Source organism: Streptomyces sp. NPDC001508 (assembly GCF_040298665.1).
Taxonomy (GTDB): Bacteria; Actinomycetota; Actinomycetes; order Streptomycetales; family Streptomycetaceae; genus Streptomyces.
Genome location: NZ_JBEPAP010000051.1, coordinates 13,089 through 34,012 on the forward strand (window position 1 = coordinate 13,089; position 20,924 = coordinate 34,012).

16 protein-coding genes are annotated in these 20,924 nt (G+C 72.6%); 6 read left to right on the plus strand and 10 right to left on the minus strand.

The features are described 5' to 3' along the window. Positions 1-131: 131 nt before the first annotated feature. The 6 genes from ABT245_RS33440 to ABT245_RS33465 form a co-directional block, all read right to left on the minus strand. Positions 132-986, minus strand: a complete 855-nt coding sequence (locus tag ABT245_RS33440) for a siderophore-interacting protein (protein WP_351741053.1) — start codon at positions 984-986, stop codon at positions 132-134. A 26-nt stretch (positions 987-1,012) separates the two neighbouring features. Further along, positions 1,013-2,056, minus strand: a complete 1,044-nt coding sequence (locus ABT245_RS33445) for an ABC transporter substrate-binding protein (protein WP_351741056.1) — start codon at positions 2,054-2,056, stop codon at positions 1,013-1,015. Positions 2,057-2,274: 218 nt separating this feature from the next. Beyond that, positions 2,275-3,435, minus strand: a complete 1,161-nt coding sequence (locus ABT245_RS33450; RefSeq protein ID WP_351741059.1) for an acyl-CoA dehydrogenase family protein — start codon at positions 3,433-3,435, stop codon at positions 2,275-2,277. Between the two features lie 5 nt (positions 3,436-3,440). Beyond that, complete coding sequence (locus ABT245_RS33455; RefSeq protein ID WP_351741061.1) at positions 3,441-4,385, minus strand: hydroxymethylglutaryl-CoA lyase; 945 nt, start codon at positions 4,383-4,385, stop codon at positions 3,441-3,443. After that, entirely contained in the window at positions 4,382-6,403 is a 2,022-nt protein-coding gene (locus ABT245_RS33460) for an ATP-binding protein (protein ID WP_351741063.1), read from the minus strand. Before ABT245_RS33460 ends, ABT245_RS33455 begins: the two co-directional genes overlap by 4 nt. A gap of 14 nt (positions 6,404-6,417) precedes the next feature. After that, complete coding sequence (locus ABT245_RS33465; RefSeq protein ID WP_351741065.1) at positions 6,418-8,034, minus strand: carboxyl transferase domain-containing protein; 1,617 nt, start codon at positions 8,032-8,034, stop codon at positions 6,418-6,420. A 95-nt stretch (positions 8,035-8,129) separates the two neighbouring features. On the opposite strand from ABT245_RS33465, the gene ABT245_RS33470 reads away from it, so the two are divergent. The 3 genes from ABT245_RS33470 to ABT245_RS33480 all read left to right on the plus strand — a co-directional run bounded on the left by ABT245_RS33470 (position 8,130) and on the right by ABT245_RS33480 (position 11,386). After that, the gene (locus ABT245_RS33470) at positions 8,130-8,729 is read left to right on the plus strand and encodes an SACE_7040 family transcriptional regulator (RefSeq protein WP_351741068.1); all 600 of its coding nucleotides are present in this window, start codon (positions 8,130-8,132) and stop codon (positions 8,727-8,729) included. Between the two features lie 575 nt (positions 8,730-9,304). After that, on the plus strand, positions 9,305-10,462 hold the full coding sequence (locus ABT245_RS33475) for an acyl-CoA dehydrogenase family protein (protein ID WP_351741071.1): 1,158 nt from the start codon (positions 9,305-9,307) through the stop codon (positions 10,460-10,462). 45 nt (positions 10,463-10,507) lie between these two features. Then, on the plus strand, positions 10,508-11,386 hold the full coding sequence (locus ABT245_RS33480; RefSeq protein ID WP_351741074.1) for an acyl-CoA thioesterase: 879 nt from the start codon (positions 10,508-10,510) through the stop codon (positions 11,384-11,386). A gap of 255 nt (positions 11,387-11,641) precedes the next feature. Here the strand turns inward: ABT245_RS33480 and ABT245_RS33485 are convergent, their stop codons facing one another. The 3 genes from ABT245_RS33485 to ABT245_RS33495 all read right to left on the minus strand — a co-directional run bounded on the left by ABT245_RS33485 (position 11,642) and on the right by ABT245_RS33495 (position 15,512). After that, a complete protein-coding gene (locus ABT245_RS33485; protein WP_351741077.1) occupies positions 11,642-12,142 on the minus strand; it encodes a hypothetical protein in 501 nt (166 codons plus the stop codon). A gap of 109 nt (positions 12,143-12,251) precedes the next feature. Then, positions 12,252-13,049 (minus strand): phosphatase, encoded by a 798-nt coding sequence (locus ABT245_RS33490; protein WP_351741079.1) that lies wholly within the window; start codon positions 13,047-13,049, stop codon positions 12,252-12,254. Positions 13,050-13,112: 63 nt separating this feature from the next. Then, positions 13,113-15,512, minus strand: a complete 2,400-nt coding sequence (locus ABT245_RS33495) for a helix-turn-helix domain-containing protein (RefSeq protein WP_351741082.1) — start codon at positions 15,510-15,512, stop codon at positions 13,113-13,115. A gap of 221 nt (positions 15,513-15,733) precedes the next feature. Between ABT245_RS33495 and ABT245_RS33500 the strand changes: the two genes are divergently transcribed. The 3 genes from ABT245_RS33500 to ABT245_RS33510 all read left to right on the plus strand — a co-directional run bounded on the left by ABT245_RS33500 (position 15,734) and on the right by ABT245_RS33510 (position 20,251). Beyond that, positions 15,734-17,194 (plus strand): sodium:solute symporter family protein, encoded by a 1,461-nt coding sequence (locus tag ABT245_RS33500; protein ID WP_351741084.1) that lies wholly within the window; start codon positions 15,734-15,736, stop codon positions 17,192-17,194. Between the two features lie 56 nt (positions 17,195-17,250). After that, positions 17,251-18,219, plus strand: coding sequence for an agmatinase (gene speB / locus ABT245_RS33505; RefSeq protein ID WP_351741087.1), 969 nt, complete (start codon positions 17,251-17,253; stop codon positions 18,217-18,219). 346 nt (positions 18,220-18,565) lie between these two features. Continuing rightward, positions 18,566-20,251, plus strand: coding sequence for a thiamine pyrophosphate-binding protein (locus ABT245_RS33510; RefSeq protein WP_351741090.1), 1,686 nt, complete (start codon positions 18,566-18,568; stop codon positions 20,249-20,251). Positions 20,252-20,265: 14 nt separating this feature from the next. Here ABT245_RS33510 and ABT245_RS33515 read toward each other — a convergent pair whose 3' ends face one another. After that, positions 20,266-20,751: a peptidase inhibitor family I36 protein gene (locus tag ABT245_RS33515; RefSeq protein ID WP_351741093.1), complete on the minus strand. Its 486-nt coding sequence runs from the start codon at positions 20,749-20,751 to the stop codon at positions 20,266-20,268. Positions 20,752-20,924 lie beyond the last annotated feature (173 nt).

The following is a 20,924-nucleotide window of genomic DNA, read 5'->3' on the forward strand; positions in this document are numbered from 1 at the left end:
GACGGTCCGTGCGGTACGGGGAGAGAGACGGAGTCGCGCAAGATTAACTTAGGTGAGCCTAACCTAAGTAAACTCTTTCGAAACTTCACCCCTCCCGTGACTGGCGTCACTTCAGGGCAGTTGCTCCGCCGCTACTCCGCCTCGCGAAGCTGCTCCTCGCTCAGGCCGCGGCGCCAGTAGCCGACGAAGGTGACCCGCCGGCGGTCGAACCCGCGCTCCCCGACGAAGTGCCGGCGCAGCTCCTTGACCCGGCCGGACTCGCCGGCGATCCAGACATAGGGCCGCTGTGCGGCGGGCAGCCGCGCGGCCCGCAGGGCGTCCACGGCGGTGGGGGAGCCCTCGTCCTGGACCAGCCAGGTGATGTCCGCTTCCGCCTCGGTCCGCACGTCCTGGACGTCGCCGGCGTGCGGCACCTCCAGCCAGGCGCGGACGCGCAGCCCGGCCGGCAGGGACTCCAGGACGGCCGTGGCGGCGGGCACGGCGGTCTCGTCGCCCCACAGCACGACCAGGTCGGTGTCCTCGGGCGGGCGGAAACGGATCGCGCGGTTGTCGGCGATCACCGGTCCGAGCACCAGGACGCGGTCACCGGCCACCGCCGTGGCGGCCCAGCGCGAGGCCGGGCCCGCGGGGGCGTCCGCGCCCGGCTCGACGCCGTGCAGCACGAAGTCGATGTCGATCTCGGTGGTGTGGCCGAGTGCGTCGCGGCGCAGCGCGCGCAGCGTGTACGAGCGCATCACCGCCCGGACGTCGTCCGGCAGTTCACGCCAGGCCTGCCACCAGGCGTCGCCGAGGTCCAGCGGGACCACGGGCTCGCGCTGCCCGGGCCGCGGCAAAAACAGCGACAGGGACTGGTCGTGCCCATGGGACCGGAAGTCGCGCAGGCCGGGACCGGCGAAGCCGATCCGGACGAGAGACGGCCCCAGCCGCCTCGTCCGTACGACCTGGAGGGGGAAGAAGCGGTACGGGGCGGCCAGGGCCGTCGTCATGGGTGCTCCTGAGAGTCAGGTGGGGATCAACTGACCTTCTTTGCCTTCTCGATGGCCTCGGCGAGGCTGTCGAGCAGGGCGACGCACTTGTCGTACGACAGGATCGGCTCCGGGTTGCGGGAGATGACCTGGCCGGCCTTGACCGCGGGGAGCTCCTGCCAGGTGGCCTTGGTGATGTCGGCGGGCTGGATGGCCGAGGTGCGGTTGTCCATCATGATGATGTCCGCGGCGTACTTGTCGACGTTCTCCCAGCTCAGCGACTCGTACCAGCCCCCGCCCTGGGCCTTCGCCTTCTCCGGCGGCTCGACGAAGTTCACGCCGAGGGCCTTGAAGTACTCCAGGTCGATGGAGAGATTGGTGCCGGAGACATAGAACAGGTCCTGGCTCGCCGAGCCGGCCAGCACCTTGAGGCCGGGCTTGGCCTTGGCGGCGGCGCGCAGCCGGCCGGCCGCCTCCTCGAACCGCTTCTTGGCACCGGTGACCTTGCTCGATGTGGTGTCGGCGCCCAGGGACTCGGCGAGCGCGAGCATGCGCTGCAACGGCTCGGTGAGCTGGCGGTCGTAGACCGAGATGCCGACGCTCGGGGCGCCGACGGCCTCGATCTTCTTCTTCGACTCGTCCGGCACGTACCAGAGGGTGCCCGCGTCGTCGAACATGGTGGAGATGAGCACGTCCGGGGCGAGGGACGCGTACTTCTCGATGTTGAACTGGCCCCACTCGTTGCCGAGGACGGTCAGCTTGCTGACGTCCATGTCGCCGGCCTGGACGTCGGCCTTGCCGTCCTTGGTCGTGGTCGGACCGAACACGCCCTTGACCTCGATGCCGTAGTCGTACAGCGCGGCGGCCACCCCGACGAACGCGACGACGGTCGCCGGGGTCTTGTCGGCCTTGGCGGTCTGTCCGCGGTCGTCCTTGAAGGTCCAGGGGCCGGACGCGGCGCTCGCCCCACTGTCCGAGCCGCCGCTTTTCGCCTCGTCGTCGCCGCAGGCCGCGAGCACGGCGCCGAGACCGAGGGCGCCGCCGGCTGCGAGCAGTCCACGACGGGAGAGGGCGGATCTGACGTTCGACATGGGCGGGCTCTGCCTTCGTGCTAGGGGTCACTGGACCGAAGTCGCGATTAGGTTAGCCTAACCTCAGCGTCACCCCAAGGGGTTGGCGGGTACCCGCTGCCGCACCGGCCCGCACCGGCCCGCACCGGCCCGCACCGGCCCGCACCGGCCCGCACCGGCCCGCACCGGCCCGCACCGGCCCGCGACCGGGGTGCGGCCGGGGGCACCCGGGCGCCCGGTCAGCCCGCCAGGCCCAGCTCCCGCGCGATCAGCATCCGCTGCACCTCACTCGTGCCCTCACCGATCTCCAGGATCTTGGAGTCGCGCCACATCCGGGCCACCGGATACTCGTTCATAAAGCCGTAGCCGCCGTGGATCTGGGTGGCGTCGCGGGCGTTGTCCACGGCGATCGTCGACGAGTACAGCTTGGCCAGCGCCGCCTCCTTCTTGAACGGCTCGCCCGCCACCAGCCGGCACGCCGCGTCCCGCCAGGCGAGACGGGCGGTGTGCGCCTTCATCTCCATGTCGGCGATCTTGAACTGGATGGCCTGGTTGGCGCCGATCGGCCGCCCGAAGGCATGCCGCTGCCTGGCGTACTTCACCGACTCGTCCACACAGCCCTGCGCGAGACCCGTCGCCAGCGCCGCGATGGCGATGCGGCCCTCGTCGAGGATCCGCAGGAACTGCGCATAGCCGCGGCCCCGCTCGCCGAGCAGATTGGCCGCCGGGACCCGGACGTCCACGAACGACAGCTCACGGGTGTCCGAGGCGTTCCAGCCGACCTTGGAGTACGGGGCCGCGACCGTGAAGCCCGGCGTGCCGGACGGCACGATGATCGCGGAGATCAGCGGCCCGCCGTCCGGTTTGCGGCCCGTCACCGCGGTGACCGTCACCAGACCCGTGATGTCCGTGCCCGAGTTGGTGATGAAGCACTTCGAGCCGTTGATCACCCATTCCCCGGTGTCCGCGTCGAGCCGGGCCGTCGTGCGCGTCGCGCCCGCGTCCGAGCCGCCGTCCGGCTCCGTGAGCCCGAACGCGCCCAGGATCTCGCCCGCGCACAGCCGCGGAAGCCAGGCGCGCTTCTGCGCCTCGGTGCCGAACAGATGGACCGGCATCGCGCCCAGCGACACCCCGGCCTCCAGCGTGATGGCCACGGACGAGTCGACCCGGGCCAGCTCCTCCAGGGCCAGACCGAGCGCCAGATAGTCGCCGCCCATGCCGCCGTACTCCTCCGGGAACGGCAGCCCGAACAGGCCCATACGGCCCATCTCGCGGACGATCTCGTACGGGAACTCATGCCGCTCGTAGTAGTCGCCGATCTTCGGCGCCACCACGTCGTGCGCGAACTCCTCCACCGTACGGCGGAGTTCCTCCAGCTCGGGGCTGAGACGGTGGTCCATGCTGATCACTGGTCCTTGTGGGAGAGGGCGCGGACGGTGCGGGACGGGCTCGGCCGGCCCAGCTGTTCGGCCATCCACACGCTCGTGGCGGTGAGACGGCCCAGGTCGACCCCGGTCTCGATGCCGAGGCCCTGGAGCATCCACACCAGGTCCTCGGTGGCGAGGTTCCCGGTGGCGGACTTGGCGTACGGGCAGCCGCCCAGGCCGCCCGCCGAGGCGTCGACCGTCGTGACGCCGTGTTCCAGCGCCGCATAGGTGTTGGCGAGGGCCTGGCCGTAGGTGTCGTGGAAGTGCACGCTCAGCACGTTCGTCGGCACACCTTCCTCGTTGAGCGCGGCGAGGAGTTCCAGGACGTGGCCCGGGGTCGCGACGCCGATCGTGTCCCCCAGGCTCAGCTCGTCGCAGCCCATGTCCACCAGCGTCCGGCACACCCGTACGACCTGGTGCACGGGGACCGCGCCCTCCCACGGGTCGCCGAAGCACATGGACACATAGCCGCGCACCCACAGGCCCTCGTGCTTCGCATGCCCGACGACCGGGTCGAACACGGCGAGCGACTCGTCCAGCGTGCGGTTGAGGTTGGCCTTCGCGAAGGACTCGGTGGCGCTCGCGAACACCGCGATCCGGCGGGCGCCGAGCGCCAGCGCCCGGTCCAGGCCGCGCCGGTTGGGCACGAGCACCGGCAGCGCGACCCCGCGCAGCTCGCCCAGCAACGGGAACAACTGCTCCGCGTCGGCCAGTTGGGGCACCCACTTCGGGTGCACGAAGCTCGTCGCCTCGACGGTGGTCAGGCCCGCGTCGGCCAGTCGGCGGATGAACTCCGCCTTGATGCCGGTCGGCACGGCCGACTTCTCGTTCTGCAGCCCGTCGCGCGGGCCGACCTCATGGATCCGCACCCGCTGCGGCAGATCCTGCGCGGGTACGACCATCGGCAGTCCCGGTCCGGTCATTCCTCCGCCTCCTCGTGCGGTGCGACCACGGCCAGCACCTGGTCCATCGCGACCGTGCTGCCGGGCCGTACGTCCAGTTCGGTGACCGTGCCCGCGTGCGGGGCCGAGACGATGTGCTCCATCTTCATCGCCTCCACCACCAGCAGGCTCTGGCCCGCGGTCACCTCGTCGCCGACGGCGACCTTCACGACGCTGACCGTGCCGGGCATCGGCGCGGTGAGCGAGTCGGCGCCCGCGAGCCCGGCCCGGGTGAGCGAGGCGGCCACCGGATCGTGGTCCCGCACCGGCCAGGCGTCGCCGTCGCGGCCCAGCCAGGTGCCGTCCGGCACAGCGGCGAAGGTGTGGACGACACCGTCGAGCCGGACGGAGAACCGGTCCTCGCCCGTCTCCGCCCGCGGGAGGCGGCCCACGGACGCCGTCAGCGGGCTCCGCGCCCCGTCCGGCAGCACCTCGGCCGCGCCGTCCGGCGTGCGGCGCACCCGCACGGCGACGGGCTCGTGTCCCGGGACCTGAAGACGGTGCACCGTCCAGGCCCGCTCGCCGCCCAGCCGCCAGCCGTCCGCCGCGGAGAACGGGTCCACCCAGCCCGTTCCGGGGGCCGGGCCGAGCGCCGCCTGGCGCAGCAGCGCCGCCGCCGCGTAGACCTCCACCGGCACCCGGTCGGGCAGCAGTCCGGCCACCGCCCGCTCCACAAGACCCGTGTCCAACTCGCCCGCCGCCACCGCCGGATGGGCCAGCAGCCGGCGCAGAAAGCCCGCGTTGGTCGGCACACCCAGCGTGACCGTCTCCGCCAGGGCCGCGCGGAGCCGGCGCAGCGCCGTCTCCCGGTCCGGCCCGTACGCGATCACCTTGGACAGCATCGGGTCGTACCGGCTGCCCACCTCCGTGCCCTCGCTGAGCCCCGAGTCGGTGCGCACTCCCTCGCCCCGCGGCTCGCGCAGCCGCAGCACCGTGCCGCCCGACGGCAGGAACCCGCGCGCGGGGTCCTCCGCGCAGATCCGGGCCTCGACCGCGTGTCCGGTCAGCCGGATCTCCCGCTGTGCGAACGGCAGCCGTTCGCCCGCCGCGACCCGCAGCTGCCACTCCACCAGGTCAAGACCGGTGACCAGCTCGGTGACCGGGTGCTCCACCTGGAGCCGGGTGTTCATCTCCATGAAGGAGTACGCCGCGGGATCGCCGCCCGGCACGATGAACTCCACCGTGCCCGCGCCCCGGTAGCCGCAGGAGCGGGCCGCCTGCACGGCCGCCGCCCCCATCGCCGCCCGGGTCTCCTCGTCGAGGAGCACGCTCGGTGCCTCCTCGACCACCTTCTGGTGCCGGCGTTGCAGCGAGCACTCGCGCTCGCCGAGGTGGACCACATTGCCGTGCGCGTCGGCCAGGACCTGGATCTCGATGTGCCGGGGCCGCTCGATCCAGCGCTCCACCAGCAGCGTGTCATCACCGAAGGAGGCGCGGGCCTCGCGCCGGGCGGCGGCGATCTCGTCGGCGAGCGCGCTCGCCCGCCGCACCAGCCGCATGCCCTTGCCGCCGCCGCCCGCCGAGGGCTTGAGCAGCACCGGCATCCCGATCCGGCGGGCGGCCTCGGCCAGCTGGGCGTCGGACAGACCGCTCCCGCTGGAGCCGGGGACCACCGGCACCCCGGCCGCCCGCACCGTCTCCTTGGCGCGGATCTTGTCCCCCATGAGGGCGATGGCGTCGGCCGACGGGCCGATGAACACCAGCCCCGCCCGCGCGCAGGCCCGCGCGAAGTCCGCGTTCTCGGCGAGGAAGCCGTACCCCGGGTGGACGGCCTGCGCGCCCGTGCGGGCGGCGGCCTCCAGGAGCCGGTCCACCGACAGATAGCTCTCGGCGGCCGGCGCCGGACCGAGCCGCACCGCCGCGTCGGCCTCGCGCACATGCCGCGCGTCGGCGTCCGCGTCGGAGAACACCGCCACCGAGCGCACGCCCAGCGCGCGCAGCGTGCGCGTGACGCGCACCGCGATCTCGCCGCGGTTGGCCACCAGGACTGTCTCGAACATCGTCTTCGGTCCCCTCACATCCGGAAGACGCCGAACCGCGGCTCGCCCAGCGGGGCGTTGGCGCAGGCGGTCAGGGCCAGACCCAGCACCCGCCGGGTCTCCAACGGGTCGATCACGCCGTCGTCCCAGAGGCGGGCGGTGGCGTAGTAGGCGTTGCCCTGGTGCTCGTACTGCCGGCGGACCGGGGCCTTGAAGGCTTCCTCCTCCTCGGCGGGCCAGGACTCGCCCCGCGCCTCCAGCTGGTCCCGCTTGACGGTGGCGAGGACCGAGGCGGCCTGCTCGCCGCCCATGACGGAGATCTTGGCGCCCGGCCACATCCACAGGAAGCGCGGGGAGTAGGCCCGGCCGCACATGGAGTAGTTCCCGGCGCCGTAGGAACCGCCGACGACCACGGTCAGCTTCGGCACGCGCGTACAGGCGACGGCGGTGACCATCTTGGCGCCGTGCTTGGCGATGCCACCGGCCTCGTAGTCCTTGCCGACCATGAAACCGGAGATGTTCTGCAGGAACACCAGCGGAATCCCGCGCTGGTCGCACAGCTCGATGAAGTGGGCGCCCTTCTGGGCGGACTCGGAGAACAGGATGCCGTTGTTGGCGACGATCCCGACCGGGTGGCCGTGGACGCGGGCGAAGCCGGTGACCAGGGTCTGCCCGAACTCCGCCTTGAACTCGGCGAACCGCGAGCCGTCGACCACGCGCGCGATGATCTCGCGGACGTCGTAGGGGGTGCGCGGGTCGACGGGCACCGCGCCGTAGAGCCCGTACGGGTCCACCTTCGGTTCGACGGCCGGCCGCACCTGCCAGGGCAGGGGGCCGCGGGCGGGAAGCGTGGCGACGATGTCGCGGACGATCCGCAGGGCGTGCGCGTCGTTCTCCGCGAGGTGGTCGGTGACGCCGGACACGCGCGCGTGGACCTCGCCGCCGCCCAGTTCCTCGGCGGTGACGACCTCGCCGGTGGCGGCCTTCACCAGCGGGGGACCGCCGAGGAAGATCGTCCCCTGGTTGCGGACGATCACGGCCTCGTCGCTCATCGCGGGGACGTAGGCGCCGCCCGCGGTGCAGGACCCGAGGACGGCGGCGATCTGCGGGATGCCGGCGCCCGACATGCGGGCCTGGTTGTAGAAGATCCGGCCGAAGTGCTCGCGGTCCGGGAACACCTCGTCCTGCATCGGCAGGAAGGCGCCGCCGGAGTCGACGAGGTAGAGGCAGGGGAGCCGGTTCTCCAGGGCGATCTCCTGGGCCCTCAGATGCTTCTTCACCGTCATCGGGTAGTACGTGCCGCCCTTGACGGTGGCGTCGTTGGCGACGATCACGCAGTCCCGCCCGCCGACCCGGCCGATCCCGGCGATCACCCCGGCCGCCGGGGCCTGCCCGTCGTACATCCCGTCGGCCGCGAGCGGGGCCAGCTCCAGGAACGGCGACCCGGGGTCCAGCAAGGTGTCCACCCGCTCCCGCGGCAGCAGCTTGCCGCGGGCGGTGTGCCGGGCCCGGGCCCGTTCGCCGCCGCCGAGCCGGGCCGCGGCCAGCTTGCCGCGCAGCTCCTCGGCGAGCGCGCGGTGCGCCTCCTCGTTGGCCCGCCAGGCCGCCGACGCGGGGTCAGCCGCGCTCGTCAGCTCCGGTGCCTCGTGCATCCTGCGGTCCCCTCACCCAGTGGTCGACTGTTAATGAGCGTTAACCATTTCTCTCAGGTTAACGAGCGCTAACCCCGCTGTCTAGAATTGCTGCCATGGTCACCAGAACCGGCGCCCCCGGGCGCCGCGAGCAGATCCTCAAGGAGGCCGCCCGGCTGTTCGCCGAGCGCGGCTTCCACGGCGTCGGGGTCGACGAGATAGGGGCCGCTGTCGGCATCAGCGGTCCCGGTCTCTACCGGCACTTCGCGGGCAAGGACGCGATGCTCGCGGAGCTGCTGGTCGGGATCAGCGGACAGCTGCTGACCGGGGCGAAGCGGCGCCTGGCGGAGGCCGACGGCGCGGCCGGCCCCATGGCGGTCCTCGACTCCCTCATCGAGGGCCACATCGACTTCGCCCTCGACGACCGTCCCCTGATCACCTTGCACGACCGTGAGCTGGACCGCCTGCGGGACAGCGACCGCAAACTGGTGCGCCAGCTCCAGCGGCAGTACGTGGAACTGTGGGTGGAGGTGCTGCGGGCCGCGTATCCCGGGCTCGCCGAGCCGGCCGCGCGCTCCGCGGTCCACTCGGTCTTCGGCCTGCTGAACTCGACCCCGCATCTGGGCCGCCCGGGCTCCCTGCCGGGCCGCGCGACGACCGCGGCCCTCCTGCACCGCATGGCCCGCGGCGCGTTCGCGGCGGCGGGGGCGGCCTGAACGTGGCCCTGGCGGGGCTTTGGCCGGGGTGGGGGCGCGTCAGGGGGGTGCCTCGGGATGTCGCCCGGCGGGTGCGGCGTCGTTGTGGCTGGGCGCGCAGTTCCCCGCGCCCCTTCGGGGCGGTGTCCCTGGCGGGGCCCAGCCGTACCGGGGTCTGTGGCACAGGCGCGGCCACGCGACGACCGGCCGAGCCCCGCTGAAGCCGACGATGCCCGCAGTCCCACCGGCTCGGCGGTGGTGACATGGCGGTCGGCACGGTCTGAGTGGCGGCCTGGTCGTCGGCGTCGGTCTGGACGCTGACCCGGTGGCCGGCATCCGCCCGGGGCCGGAGGTCGCCGGGTCGGGCCGGTGGCCTCCGGCCCCCTGCGGGCCTCGTTCGGGGCGTGTTTGCCCGTGACGGCGCGTGGTGTCCGTGCAGGTGTCCTCGGGGGCGGATCGCGGGGCTGGTGCGCGGGAGCGGGGGCCGGGCGTGATGCGGGTTACTCCCCAGGTGCCCTGGACGGGGCCCCGTACTCGCCGGTACGGTGATGTCTGAGCAAGCGCTTAGACATGGCGAGGGATGTGGAGGTGGCGGCGTGCGCCGTACGGTGTTCAACGAGGATCACGAGGCGTTCCGGGAGACCCTTCGCGCCTTCGTCGAGGCCGAGGTCGTGCCGGTGTACGACGAGTGGTTCGCCGCCGGCCAGGCCCCGCGCGAGTTCTACTACAAGCTCGCCGAGCTGGGCCTTTTCGGCATCAACGTCCCCGAGGAGTTCGGCGGCGCCGGCCTGGAGACGCACAAGTTCGAGGCGATCCAGTACGAGGAGACGGCCCGCGCCGGCGTGAACTTCGGCGGCTCCGGCGTGCATGTGCTGCTCGCCCTGCCGTACATCAAGATGCTCGCCACCGAAGAGCAGAAGAAGCGCTACCTCCCGAAGTTCGTCTCCGCCGAGGAGATGTGGGCCATCGCGATGACCGAGCCCGGCACCGGCTCCGACCTCGCCGGCATGAAGACCACCGCCAAGCTCTCCGAGGACGGCACGCACTACGTCCTCAACGGGGCCAAGACCTTCATCACCGGCGGCGTCCACGCCGACCGCGTCATCGTCTGCGCCCGCACCGCCGCGCCCAGCGCCGAGGACCGCCGCTTCGGCATCTCCCTCTTCGCCGTCGACACCAAGTCCGAGGGTTACTCGACAGGCCGCAAGCTGGACAAGCTGGGCCTGAAGACCTCCGACACCGCGGAACTGGCGTTCGTCGACGTCAAGGTGCCCGTCGAGGACCTGCTCGGCGAGGAGAACAAGGGCTTCTCCTACCTGGGCGCCAACCTGCCCTCCGAGCGCTGGGGCATCGCCTTCGGCGCCTACGCGCAGGCCAAGGCCGCCGTCCGGTTCGCCAAGGGTTACGTCCAGGAGCGCACCGTGTTCGGCAAGCCGGTCGCCCACTTCCAGAACACCAAGTTCGAACTGGCCGCCTGCCAGGCCGAGGTGGACGCCGCCGAGGCGGTCGCCGACCGGGCCCTTGAGGCCCTGGACGCGGGCGAGCTGACCCCGGCCGAGGCCGCCAGCGCCAAGCTGTTCTGCACCGAGGTCGCGCACCGCGTCATCGACCGCTGCCTCCAGCTGCACGGCGGCTACGGCTATATGAACGAGTACCCGATCGCCCGCCTGTACGCGGACAACCGCGTCAATCGCATCTACGGCGGCACCAGCGAAATCATGAAGACGATCATCGCCAAGGACATGGGCCTGTAAGGGCCACGGCAAGTCCACGAAAAGACTGCGAGATACAACTGGCTCATGAGTCAGGCACTTCAGTCCCTGCTCGATCTGCTCGACCTGGAGCGGATCGAGCAGGACATGTTCCGCGGTCAGTCCCGCTTCGCCGTAGTCCCCCGAGTCTTCGGCGGGCAGGTCGCGGCCCAGGCGCTGGTCGCCGCCGGGCGCACGGTCCCGGCCGACCGGTACGCGCACTCCCTGCACGCCTATTTCCTGCGGCCGGGCGACCCGGGCGTTCCCATCGTCTACACCGTCGACCGCATCCGCGACGGCCGCTCCTTCACCACCCGCCGGGTGGTCGCGGTCCAGCACGGGCAGCCGATCTTCCATCTCTCGGCGTCCTTCCAGACGTACGAGGAGGGACTGGAACACCAGGCGCCCATGCCCGCCGCGCCCGACCCGGAGACGCTGCCCACCTCCCGGGAACGGCTGCGCGGCTATACGCACCTGGACGCGCGGATCGTGGAGAAGTTCCAGGAGGCCCGCGAGGCGGTCGACCTGCGCTACGTCGACGAGCCGCCCTACGGCAGCTACGGCGCGCCGCGCGAGCCGCACTCCCAGGTGTGGTTCCGCACCAACGGCAAGCTGGACGGCGACATCGACGCACCCCTGCTGCACGTCGTGCTCGCCACTTATGTCTCCGACATGACGCTGCTCGACTCCGTGCTGCTCGCGCACGGCCGCGGCGGCTGGGCCGTCGGCGACGTGGTCGGGGCGTCGCTGGACCACGCGATGTGGTTCCACCGGCCGTTCCGCGCCGACGAATGGCTGCTGTACGACCAGGAGTCGCCGTCCGCGCACGGCGGCCGCGGGCTCGGCCAGGCCCGCATCTACACCCAGGACGGCCGGCTCGCCGTCTCGGTGATCCAGGAAGGCGTGGTCCGTGTGCCCAGGGGCTGAACGCCTGGGCGTACGGCCCGTGTCGGCGCCAGACGGATTTCGCGTCCTGCCCGAGGTGCCGATCCCAGAGGGCCGGGCTAGGCTGAATGGCGAGCCGCAAAACAGGGCACGCCCCGTGCTGTTGAAGTTCCCAGGACGCGGAACTCCGGTCGTTGATCTCGCCCACGTGTATCGCGTGGTCCGACCTGGCGGCATCGGTGCGAAGACGTGCCCTTCATATCCATGCGGTGAAGCCAGAGACCGCGCCGCACCTTTTCACACCACTGCGGCTGCGGCCATCCACTCGCCCGTCCCGAAAGTGGCGCGCGAGACGATGGAAGGAAAGGCATTCCCATGCGAGCACAACGCGCAAGGCGTCTCCTTGCGGTATCCGCTGCCGGCATCCTGATGGCCGGCGGCGCCGCGATCGGCGCAGCGGGTACCGCTTCGGCAGCCCCGGCGCACGTCAACTCCGGGTACTCCAGCAACGACCACGGCGGCCACGGCGGTCATGGTGGTTACGGCGGCCACGGTGGTTACGGCGGTCATGGTGGCTACGGCGGCCATGGCGGCTACGGCCATGGCGGTTACGGCGGCCACGGTGGCTACGGCCATGGCGGTTACGGCGGCCACGGTGGCTACGGCCATGGCGGTTACGGCGGTCATGGCGGCTACGGCGGTCACGGTGGTTACGGCGGCCATGGCGGCTACGGCGGTCACGGCGGAGGCCACGGTGGCGGAGGCCATGGTGGTGGCGGTCACGGCGGTGGCGGTCACGGTGGCGGAGGTCACGGTGGCGGCGGCCACTGACCGTTGACGCGCACAGAGCGATGTGCGGCTCCCTCACCGGGGCCGCACATCGCGGCGTCTGGGGACGGTCGGCCCGTCAGTCGGCCTTGCCCAGGCCCGCTTCCGTCAGCAGATACGCCGTCATCGGGTCGTAGTAGCGCGGGCTGAGAACGTGATCGTCGAGCGGCACCGCCACCTGGAGCGTGCCCTCGGACTCGGCGAGGAACAGCGCCGGGTCGTTGCAGTCGGCGTACCCGACGGAATCGACACCGTGCTGCGCGGCGTAACCGGCCCAGCCGTGGTCGGCGACGACCAGGTCGGGCAACGGGCGGCCCTCGCGCTCAAGTCCCGTCAGAATGGCCCGCATCGGCTCGCCGGAATGGGTGTGCCACAGCGTGGCGCTGTGCTCCAGGACGGCCACGTCCGCGAACTGCATGACGTACCCCTCGTCCGTCTGCAGCCGGTCCGGGATGACCACGACCTCACAGCCGGCGGTGCGCAGCGCGGCGGCCGTGGCCCGGTGCACGTCGAGCAGGCCGCCGGGGTGGCCGGTGGCGAACAGCACCCGCTGCCCGCCGTCGGCCGCCTTGCGCAGCCGCAGCGCCAACCGGTCCAGGGCATCGACCGTCAACTCCGGGTCGATGGTGTCCTGTCCGTACCGGTACTCCGGGTCGTCGTTGACGCCCACCCGCTCCGCCATCACCGCGAGCACGTCCTGCTCGTCCTGCCAGCGGTCCCCCAGCTCAAGCCCGAGCCAGAAGTTGCGGTCGCCGTTGGCCAGCTTGCGGTAGTGGGAGAGGTTGTTCTCGCGGGGGGTGGCGACATCGCCCGCGATACGGGTGCTCACTAGGTGGTCGACTAGCTCGGCGCGGCTGGGTGTCCCGGGTATCGGCATGCCCCCCATTGTGGAGCAGCGGGTGGTGCGATTCCCCTGGCGTATCGCACGCTGGGACGCGGGTCACTCACCGTGTTTCAGCGCGAACCACAGCTCCATGCGGACATCGGGATCGTCGAGGTCCGCGCCGAGCAGTGCCGCGCACCGGCCGATCCGCTGCCGCACGGTGTTGCGGTGCACGGCGAGCGCGACCGCGGTGCGGTCCCAACTGCCGTGCAGGGAAAGCCAGCTGCGCAGCGTCTCGGCGAGGGCGGGCCGGCCGGCGAGCGGTGCCAGCAGCTCGCGTGCGAATCCCTCCGCCTCGTCCGCCGGGACCAGCCCGGCCAGCCCGGCCCGGCCGCCGTGGCGGACCAGCGCGGTACCGGTGACGCGGGCGCGGGTCAGGGCGCGGGCCGCCTGGGCGTCGGCGGACGGCCACTCGTGCGGGGCGACCGGGGCGCTGACGCCGAGGGTCCAGCCGGGCTGCGGGGCGGGTTCGCGGTCGGCGGGCACCAGCACCCGTACGACGTCACGGCCGGTGTCGACCAGCGCCGAGCCCAGTGCGGCGCCCAGCGCGGAGCCGGCGACCGCGTCCGCCGCCCGGCTCTGCGGGCGGGCGTGCACGACGTGCCACCGCCCGTCGCCCAGCAGCGGTGCCACGTCCTCCGGTGCCGCGCCGAGCAGCAGCCGGACCAGCGCCGCGGAGCGGGCCGCCCCGGCACCGCTCTGGTGCTCACCGGTGAGCAGCGACAACAGGACGGCGGCCACGGAGGCGATGGTGTGGTCCCCGGGCTCCCGCCGCGGCACCACGATCCCGAGCACAAACCCCTGCCCGTTCCCCAACGAGTAGGCGGCGAGATGCGTCCCGCCCACCGCATCGGTCGCGGAGGCCGGCCCGCCCCGCCCGACCGCCCCGCCGGCAGCCGACACCACGGGGGCCGCACGGTCGACGGCGGCGGGGCCGGAGGTGGTGGCGGTCCTGGAGGCGGCGGGGCCGGAGGTGGTGGCGGGCCTGGCGGCGGCGGGCAGGCAGGCGGTGGTGGGAGCGGAGGCGTGGCCGGCGGAATACGCGCGGCCTGGGTCCGCGGCCTGGGCGGGGGTGGCCGGTCCGGGGGCGGGCCGCGCGGCGGGACCGGTACGGCCGGGTGCGGGGGCGGGCCGCGCGGCGGGACCGGTACGGCCGGGTGCGGGGGAGGCGGGGCGGGATGGGGGCGTGCGGTCATCGGCGCACGTGTGGACCGGCGCCGTGGCCTCGGCGGGGGCGGCCGAAGGAGCCGCCTCCTCCGTGGGCGCCGGACGCCCGGCGTCCGGAACCGTGGGCAGGGAGGCCGCACTGTTCGGCTCGGGCGTCCCCGACATCGAGGCCGGGCCGGTCAGCTCGGGCGTCCGCGGCCTCGGGGTTGGGTCGGTCGGGTCGGGTGTCTGGTGACTCGGGGTCGGGCTGCTTGGGTCGGGGGGCCGGGGTCTCGGGGTTGGGTCGGTCGGGTCGGGGGGCCGGGGTCTCGGGGCCGGGTCGGTCGGGTCGGGGGGCCGGTGACTCGGGTCGGGTGTCCGGGACCTTGGGGTCGGGTCGGTCGGGTCGGTCGGGTCGGGGGGCCGCGACAGCGGGGCCCGGTCGGTCGGGGGCGGGCTGCTCGGGGTGTGGGACCTCGGGGTCGGGCCGCTCGGGTCAGGTGTCCGGGATCTTGGGGCCGGAGCGGGGGTGCGGAACCTCGGGGGCGGGCTGCCGGGTGTTTGCTCCGGGGTGGGGCTGGGGGTGTCCGGGGTGGGGCGGGGGGTGGTCGGGAGGGGGCGTACCACCTGGGTCAGGTGGTTCAGGGCCGTGCGTACGTCGTCCTCGGGGGGTCGGCCGGCCGAGGCGATCTCCGTGCCGTCGGGGCCGTACAGGCACGCCCGGCCGCCCAGCCGCTGGGCCAGTTGGCGCAGCACCGCGGGGACCGGGTCGGGGCGGGACGCCGCGGAGGCGAGGCTCTGCTGGGCCTCCGTGACCCGGCGCAGCTCGGCCAGCCGGGCCTGGGCCATCAGCTGCCAGACCGCCCGGGCCACCCCCGAGAACGTCGTCTGCGGCGGAACCTCGACGAGCGGCAGCCCGTATGCCTCGCAGGCCGCGACCAGGCCCCGCGGAACCGTGTCGTGCACCGGCGCGACGCCGAAACCCAGCGCCGCGCCGCCCGCCGCCACGATCCGGGCCACGTAGTCGTCGAAGTATTCCCCCAGTCCCGGCTCGGCCCGACCGGGGGCACCCCCGTCCGAGCCCGCCGCCCCGGGGATGTGCACGCCCGCGGTCAGCAGCAGCTCGCCGCCCAGCAGGTAGGGATAGGGGTCGGACATCTCGGAGGTCTGCGCCCAGTGGACGGCGACCCCGGACCCCGACGGCCCGGCGATCTGCCGCAGGGCCAGGTCCTCCCGGGCCAGCAGCGCCGCCAGCGGCACCGGCGGGGTGGGAGGGACCGCCGGGGCGGCCGGCGCGGACCTGTCCGGCATCGTGTGCGTTCCCTCCACTAAGACGCGCTCGAATGGATGAAACGTACACTTCGCAGTCGCTTTCCGGCCACCTAATGTCGGTCCGGACCGGCAGCCACGGGTACCGGCATCCGTCCCCGTGATCCGCTGCCGGCGTCCCCGCTCCCGGAAACCCGCTTCCAGGACACCCCACTCGTCTCCGCACGACACGCCACCGACCGCGCGCGAAGGAGGGCCCCCACATGGCCGTCGACTACACCGTGATCGTCCTCTATCTCGTCGGCATGCTGGCCATGGGCTGGTGGGGCATGCGCCGCGCCAAGTCGAAGAGCGAGTTCCTGGTGGCCGGCCGCCGCCTCGGACCCGCCCTGTACTCCGGCACCATGGCGGCGATCGTCCTCGGCGGCGCCTCCACCATCGGCGGTGTGGGCCTCGGCTACAAGTACGGCCTGTCCGGCGCCTGGATGGTCTTCACCATCGGTCTCGGCCTGCTCGCGCTGAGTGTCTTCTTCTCCGCCCGTATCGCCCGCCTGAAGGTCTACACCGTCTCCGAGATGCTGGATCTGCGCTACGGCGGCCGGGCGGGCGTCATCTCCGGCCTCGTGATGTGGGCGTACACCCTGATGCTCGCGGTGACCTCGACCATCGCCTACGCCACGATCTTCGATGTCCTCTTCGACCTCGACCGCATCGTCGCGATCGTCATCGGCGGCTCGATCGTCGTCGCGTACTCCACGCTCGGCGGCATGTGGTCCATCACGCTGACGGACATGGTGCAGTTCGTCGTGAAGACGATCGGTGTGCTGCTGCTCCTGCTGCCCATCGCAGTCGTCAAGGCGGGCGGCTTCGCCGAGATGAAGGCCAAGCTGCCCACCGAGTACTTCGACCCGCTGGGCATCGGCGGCGAGACGATCTTCACCTATGTCCTGATCTACACCTTCGGCATGCTCATCGGTCAGGACATCTGGCAGCGCGTGTTCACCGCCCGCAGCGACCGGACCGCCAGGTGGGGCGGCACCGTCGCCGGCACCTACTGTCTCGTCTACGCCCTCGCGGGCGCCGTCATCGGCACCGCGGCCAAGGTGCTCTACCCCGGGCTGGGCAACCCGGACGACGCGTTCGCGACCATCGTCAAGGACGAACTCCCCCTCGGCGTGCGCGGTCTTGTGCTGGCCGCCGCCCTGGCCGCCGTGATGTCCACCTCCTCCGGCGCGCTGATCGCCTGCGCCACCGTCGCCAACAACGACATATGGTCCCGGTTGCGGGGCGCGGTGCGCCCCGACGCGGATGCGCACGACGAGGTCAGGGGCAACCGCGTCTTCATCCTGATCATGGGCGTGGTCGTGATCGCCACGGCCATCGCGCTCAACGACGTCGTCGAGGCCCTGACGGTCGCCTACAACCTGCTCGTCGGCGGGCTCCTCGTCCCGATCCTCGGTGGGCTGCTGTGGCGGCGCGGCACCGCACAGGGCGCCCTCGCCTCGGTGATCGTCGGCGGCCTCGCCGTCATCGGTCTGATGGCGTCCTTCGGCATCCTGGCCAACGAACCCGTCTACTACGGCCTGTTGTCCTCCCTGGTCGCCTACGTAGCCGTCTCCCTGCTGACGAAGCCGACCGACGCCGCCGTGCTCGCCGCCTGGCGCCGGCGCCTTGCCGGACGGTCCCCCGAACTCGCGTCCGAACCCGTCCCGGCCCACCAGTAGAGTCACCGGCAAAGCAGTACATGCGCGAACAAGCGCAGGAAAGAAGGCATTTCACCATGAGCAGCAGCGAGACGCCCCGCGGCCCCGTCGACTCCTCCCGCGTCCCCCGGTACGCCGGCCCCGCGACCTTCGCCCGGCTGCCCCGGCTCGACGAGGTCGGCACCGCCGATGTCGCCGTCGTGGGCGTGCCGTTCGACTCCGGCGTCTCCTACCGGCCGGGCGCCCGCTTCGGCGGCAACGCCATCCGCGAGGCGTCCCGGCTGCTGCGCCCCTACAACCCGGCGCAGGACGCCTCCCCCTTCGCGCTCGCCCAGGTGGCGGACGCCGGTGACATCGCCGTGAACCCGTTCCACATCAACGAGGCCGTGGAGACCATCGAGGCGGCGGCCGGCGACCTGCTCGGCACCGGCGCCCGGCTGATGACCCTCGGCGGCGACCACACCATCGCGCTGCCCCTGCTGCGCGCGGTCGCGAAGAAGCACGGCCCGGTGGCCCTGCTGCACTTCGACGCCCATCTCGACACCTGGGACACCTACTTCGGCGCCGAGTACACCCACGGCACCCCGTTCCGCCGGGCCGTCGAGGAGGGCATCCTCGACACCTCCGCCCTCTCCCACGTCGGCACCCGCGGCCCGCTCTACGGCAAGCAGGACCTCGGCGACGACGAGAAGATGGGCTTCGGCATCGTCACCTCCGCGGATGTCTACCGGCGCGGCGCCGACGAGATCGCCGACCAGTTGCGCCACCGCATCGGCGACCGGCCGCTGTACGTGTCCATCGACATCGACTGCCTCGACCCGGCGCACGCGCCCGGCACCGGCACCCCCGAGGCGGGCGGCATGACCTCCCGCGAACTGCTGGAGATCCTGCGCGGCCTGGCGTCCTGCAACCTGGTGTCGGCGGATGTCGTTGAGGTGGCGCCCGCGTACGACCACGCCGAGATCACCTCCGTGGCCGCCTCCCACACGGCCTACGAGCTGACCACCCTGATGACCCGCCGGATCGCGGCGGACCGCACCGCGTAGCTCCGCTGGTTCGGCGGTGTTGGGTCGTCGTTCGTCTGCGGCCGCATCATGGCTGGTTGTGCAGGTCCTTGTGTCCCTTTGGGGCGCCGATTGGCTCAGGGGGGTGAGTTCCAGTGACGTACGCCGGTGCGGACGGCTGCCGCTGTGGCTCGGCTGGATCGGCCGCGCTGGGTCGTTGTTCGTCTGTGGCCGCATCGTGGCTGGTTGTGCAGGTCCTCGTGTCCCTTTGGGGCGCCGATTGGCTCAGGGGGGTGACCGTTGTTCGTCTGCGGCCGCATCATGGCTGGTCGCGCAGTTCCTCGCGCCCCCTTCGGGGCGCCCGACTCGTTGAGGAGACCGAGCCCCCGTGACGCACGACCATGACCTGGTACTCCGCCCGACGCCCGCGCAGACGGCCGCCGCCCTCGACCCGCCACCCGGCCGCAACGGCGGCGACCTGGTCGTGGAGACCCTGGCCGGGCTCGGCGCGACGACCGTGTTCGGACTGCCCGGCCAGCACGCCCTCGGCATGTTCGACGCGCTGCGCCGCTCGGACCTGCGCTATGTGGGCCTGCGCGTGGAGAGCAACGCCGCGTTCGCGGCGGACGCGTACGGCCGGATCACCGGCGAGGCCGCGCCGCTGCTGCTGTCGACGGGGCCGGGCGCGCTGACCTCGCTGGCCGCGCTCCAGGAGGCGGCGGCGGCCTCCGCGCCCGTCCTCGCCATCAGCAGCCAGATCCCGACGGCCGGGCTCGGCGGCGGCCGGCACGGCTATCTGCATGAACTCCCCGACCAGGCCGCCTCGTTCCGGGGCGTGGTCAAGTCGGTCCACACCGTCCGCGCCCAGTCCCAGATCCCGTCCGCCGTCGCCGCCGCCTGGAAGTCGGCGCTGACCGCCCCGCACGGCCCGGTGTGGGTGGAGATCCCGCAGGACGTGCTGCTGGCGCGGACGGCCCTGCCGGTGGTGACCGCGCTGGACGCCACCCCGGACGAACTGGTCCCGCGGCCCGAACTGACCGCGCTGGCCGCCGATCTGCTCGCCCGCGCCGCCCGGCCGGCGATCATCGCCGGCGGGGGAGTGGTCCGGGCGGACGCCGCAGGCAAGCTGCTGCGGCTGGCCGAGCGCCTGGACGCCCCGGTCGTGACGACCTTCGGCGGCAAGGGCGCGTTCCCGTGGGAGCATCCGCTGTCCCTCCAGTCGTGGCTGGAGGACCGGCACACGACGGACTTCCTGGAGGACGCGGACGTGCTGCTGGTGGTCGGCTCCGGACTCGGTGAACTGTCCTCCAACTACCACACGTTCGCGCCGCGCGGCCGGGTGATCCAGATCGAGGCCGACCTCGGCAAGCTGGAGTCCAACCACCCCGCCCTGGGCATCCACGCGGACGCCCGGCTCGCCCTCCAGGCGCTGCTGGAGACGGTGGCGGAGCGCACGGACGCCGCGGCGCCGCGGCGGGTGCGCGCCCTGCTGGCCAAGGTCGCCGACCGCATCATGGGCCAGGAACTCACCCTGGAACAGGACGTGCTGGCCGCGGTCCGCCGGGCCCTGCCGGCGGGCGCCCCGTCCTTCTGGGACATGACCATCCTGGCCTACTGGGCCTGGTCGGCCTTCGATGCCCAGGCCCCGAACACCATGCACTCGGCGCAGGGCGCCGGCGGCCTCGGCTACGGTTTCCCGGCGGCCCTCGGTGCCGCCGCCGCCGACCCGGGCCGCCCGGTGCTGGCGGTGTCGGGCGACGGCGGCGCGCTCTACTCGATCGCTGAGTTGGCGACGGCCCGCCAGTACGGTCTGAACGTCACCTGGCTGATCGTCGACGACGGCGGCTACGGCATCCTGCGCGAGTACATGACCGACGCGTTCGGCCAGGCCACGGCGACGGAGCTGACCCGCCCCGACTATGTGGCGCTCGCCGGGTCCTTCGGTGTCCCCGGGGTGCGCACCAGCCCCGAGACCCTGGAGGCGGACCTGGCACAGGCGCTCGCGTCACCGGGGCCGTCGGTGGTGGTGCTCCCCGCGGTGCTGCGGATGTTCGCGCCGACGCACCTCGGCTGAGGACGATCGGCCCGTCAGCAGGCGCCCGGTCCCACGCCGTCCATACGGCCGCCGAAGTCCCCGAGGTAGCGCGAGCGCCAGTCGCCCTTGAACACGTCCCGCTTCTCGACGGGGGACCAGTTGATGAAGCAGGCGCGGGTGCCCGCGACGGCGGAGCCGACGTGGTCGTGCAGGCTGGGCGGCATGTCGCGGTAGCCGCTGCGGGAGGTCCACTCCCAGTAGGAGCCGCCGAAGCCCTCCTTGCTCCAGAAGCACACCGATCCGTCGGGGCAGGACGGGACGGCGGCCCGGGCGGAGGCGGCCTGGGCGGGCAGCAGCAGGGCGGTCAGCGCGAGGGTGACGGCGAGGGACCAGGAACGCAGCTTCATACGGCTCTCCGAGAAGGCGAGTTGGGACGCCCCGGCCGAGCGGTCGGGGGCGTCCCCATGCTCCTGTCCGGGGTCCGGGACACGCCCGGATCGGAGACCGGCCTCACCGGTGTGAGCGAAGTAGTAGTTCAAGCACACATGGCAGCGGGGGCCGTGACCGCCCGGAACGGTGGCCGCGCCACGCCTACCAGCGGCGGTGGAGTACGGGAGGTATCGGTTGCCCAGCAAGACACGGCACCCGACACCCACCCCCACCCCAACGGCCCCCATCCCAACGGCTGCTCGTCCGGGCTGGTCTCGACCAG

Excerpts from the sequence above, each read along its gene's own strand:
- ABT245_RS33440 (WP_351741053.1), bottom strand. The coding sequence starts at position 986 with ATGACGACGGCCCTGGCCGCCCCGTACCGCTTCTTCCCCCTCCAGGTC.
- ABT245_RS33455 (WP_351741061.1), bottom strand. The coding sequence starts at position 4,385 with ATGACCGGACCGGGACTGCCGATGGTCGTACCCGCGCAGGATCTGCCG.
- ABT245_RS33460 (WP_351741063.1), bottom strand. The coding sequence starts at position 6,403 with ATGTTCGAGACAGTCCTGGTGGCCAACCGCGGCGAGATCGCGGTGCGC.
- ABT245_RS33450 (WP_351741059.1), bottom strand. The coding sequence starts at position 3,435 with ATGGACCACCGTCTCAGCCCCGAGCTGGAGGAACTCCGCCGTACGGTG.
- ABT245_RS33465 (WP_351741065.1), bottom strand. The coding sequence starts at position 8,034 with ATGCACGAGGCACCGGAGCTGACGAGCGCGGCTGACCCCGCGTCGGCG.
- ABT245_RS33445 (WP_351741056.1), bottom strand. The coding sequence starts at position 2,056 with ATGTCGAACGTCAGATCCGCCCTCTCCCGTCGTGGACTGCTCGCAGCC.
- ABT245_RS33490 (WP_351741079.1), bottom strand. The coding sequence starts at position 13,049 with ATGCCGATACCCGGGACACCCAGCCGCGCCGAGCTAGTCGACCACCTA.
- ABT245_RS33500 (WP_351741084.1), top strand. The coding sequence starts at position 15,734 with ATGGCCGTCGACTACACCGTGATCGTCCTCTATCTCGTCGGCATGCTG.
- ABT245_RS33495 (WP_351741082.1), bottom strand. The coding sequence starts at position 15,512 with ATGCCGGACAGGTCCGCGCCGGCCGCCCCGGCGGTCCCTCCCACCCCG.
- ABT245_RS33480 (WP_351741074.1), top strand. The coding sequence starts at position 10,508 with ATGAGTCAGGCACTTCAGTCCCTGCTCGATCTGCTCGACCTGGAGCGG.
- speB (WP_351741087.1), top strand. The coding sequence starts at position 17,251 with ATGAGCAGCAGCGAGACGCCCCGCGGCCCCGTCGACTCCTCCCGCGTC.
- ABT245_RS33470 (WP_351741068.1), top strand. The coding sequence starts at position 8,130 with ATGGTCACCAGAACCGGCGCCCCCGGGCGCCGCGAGCAGATCCTCAAG.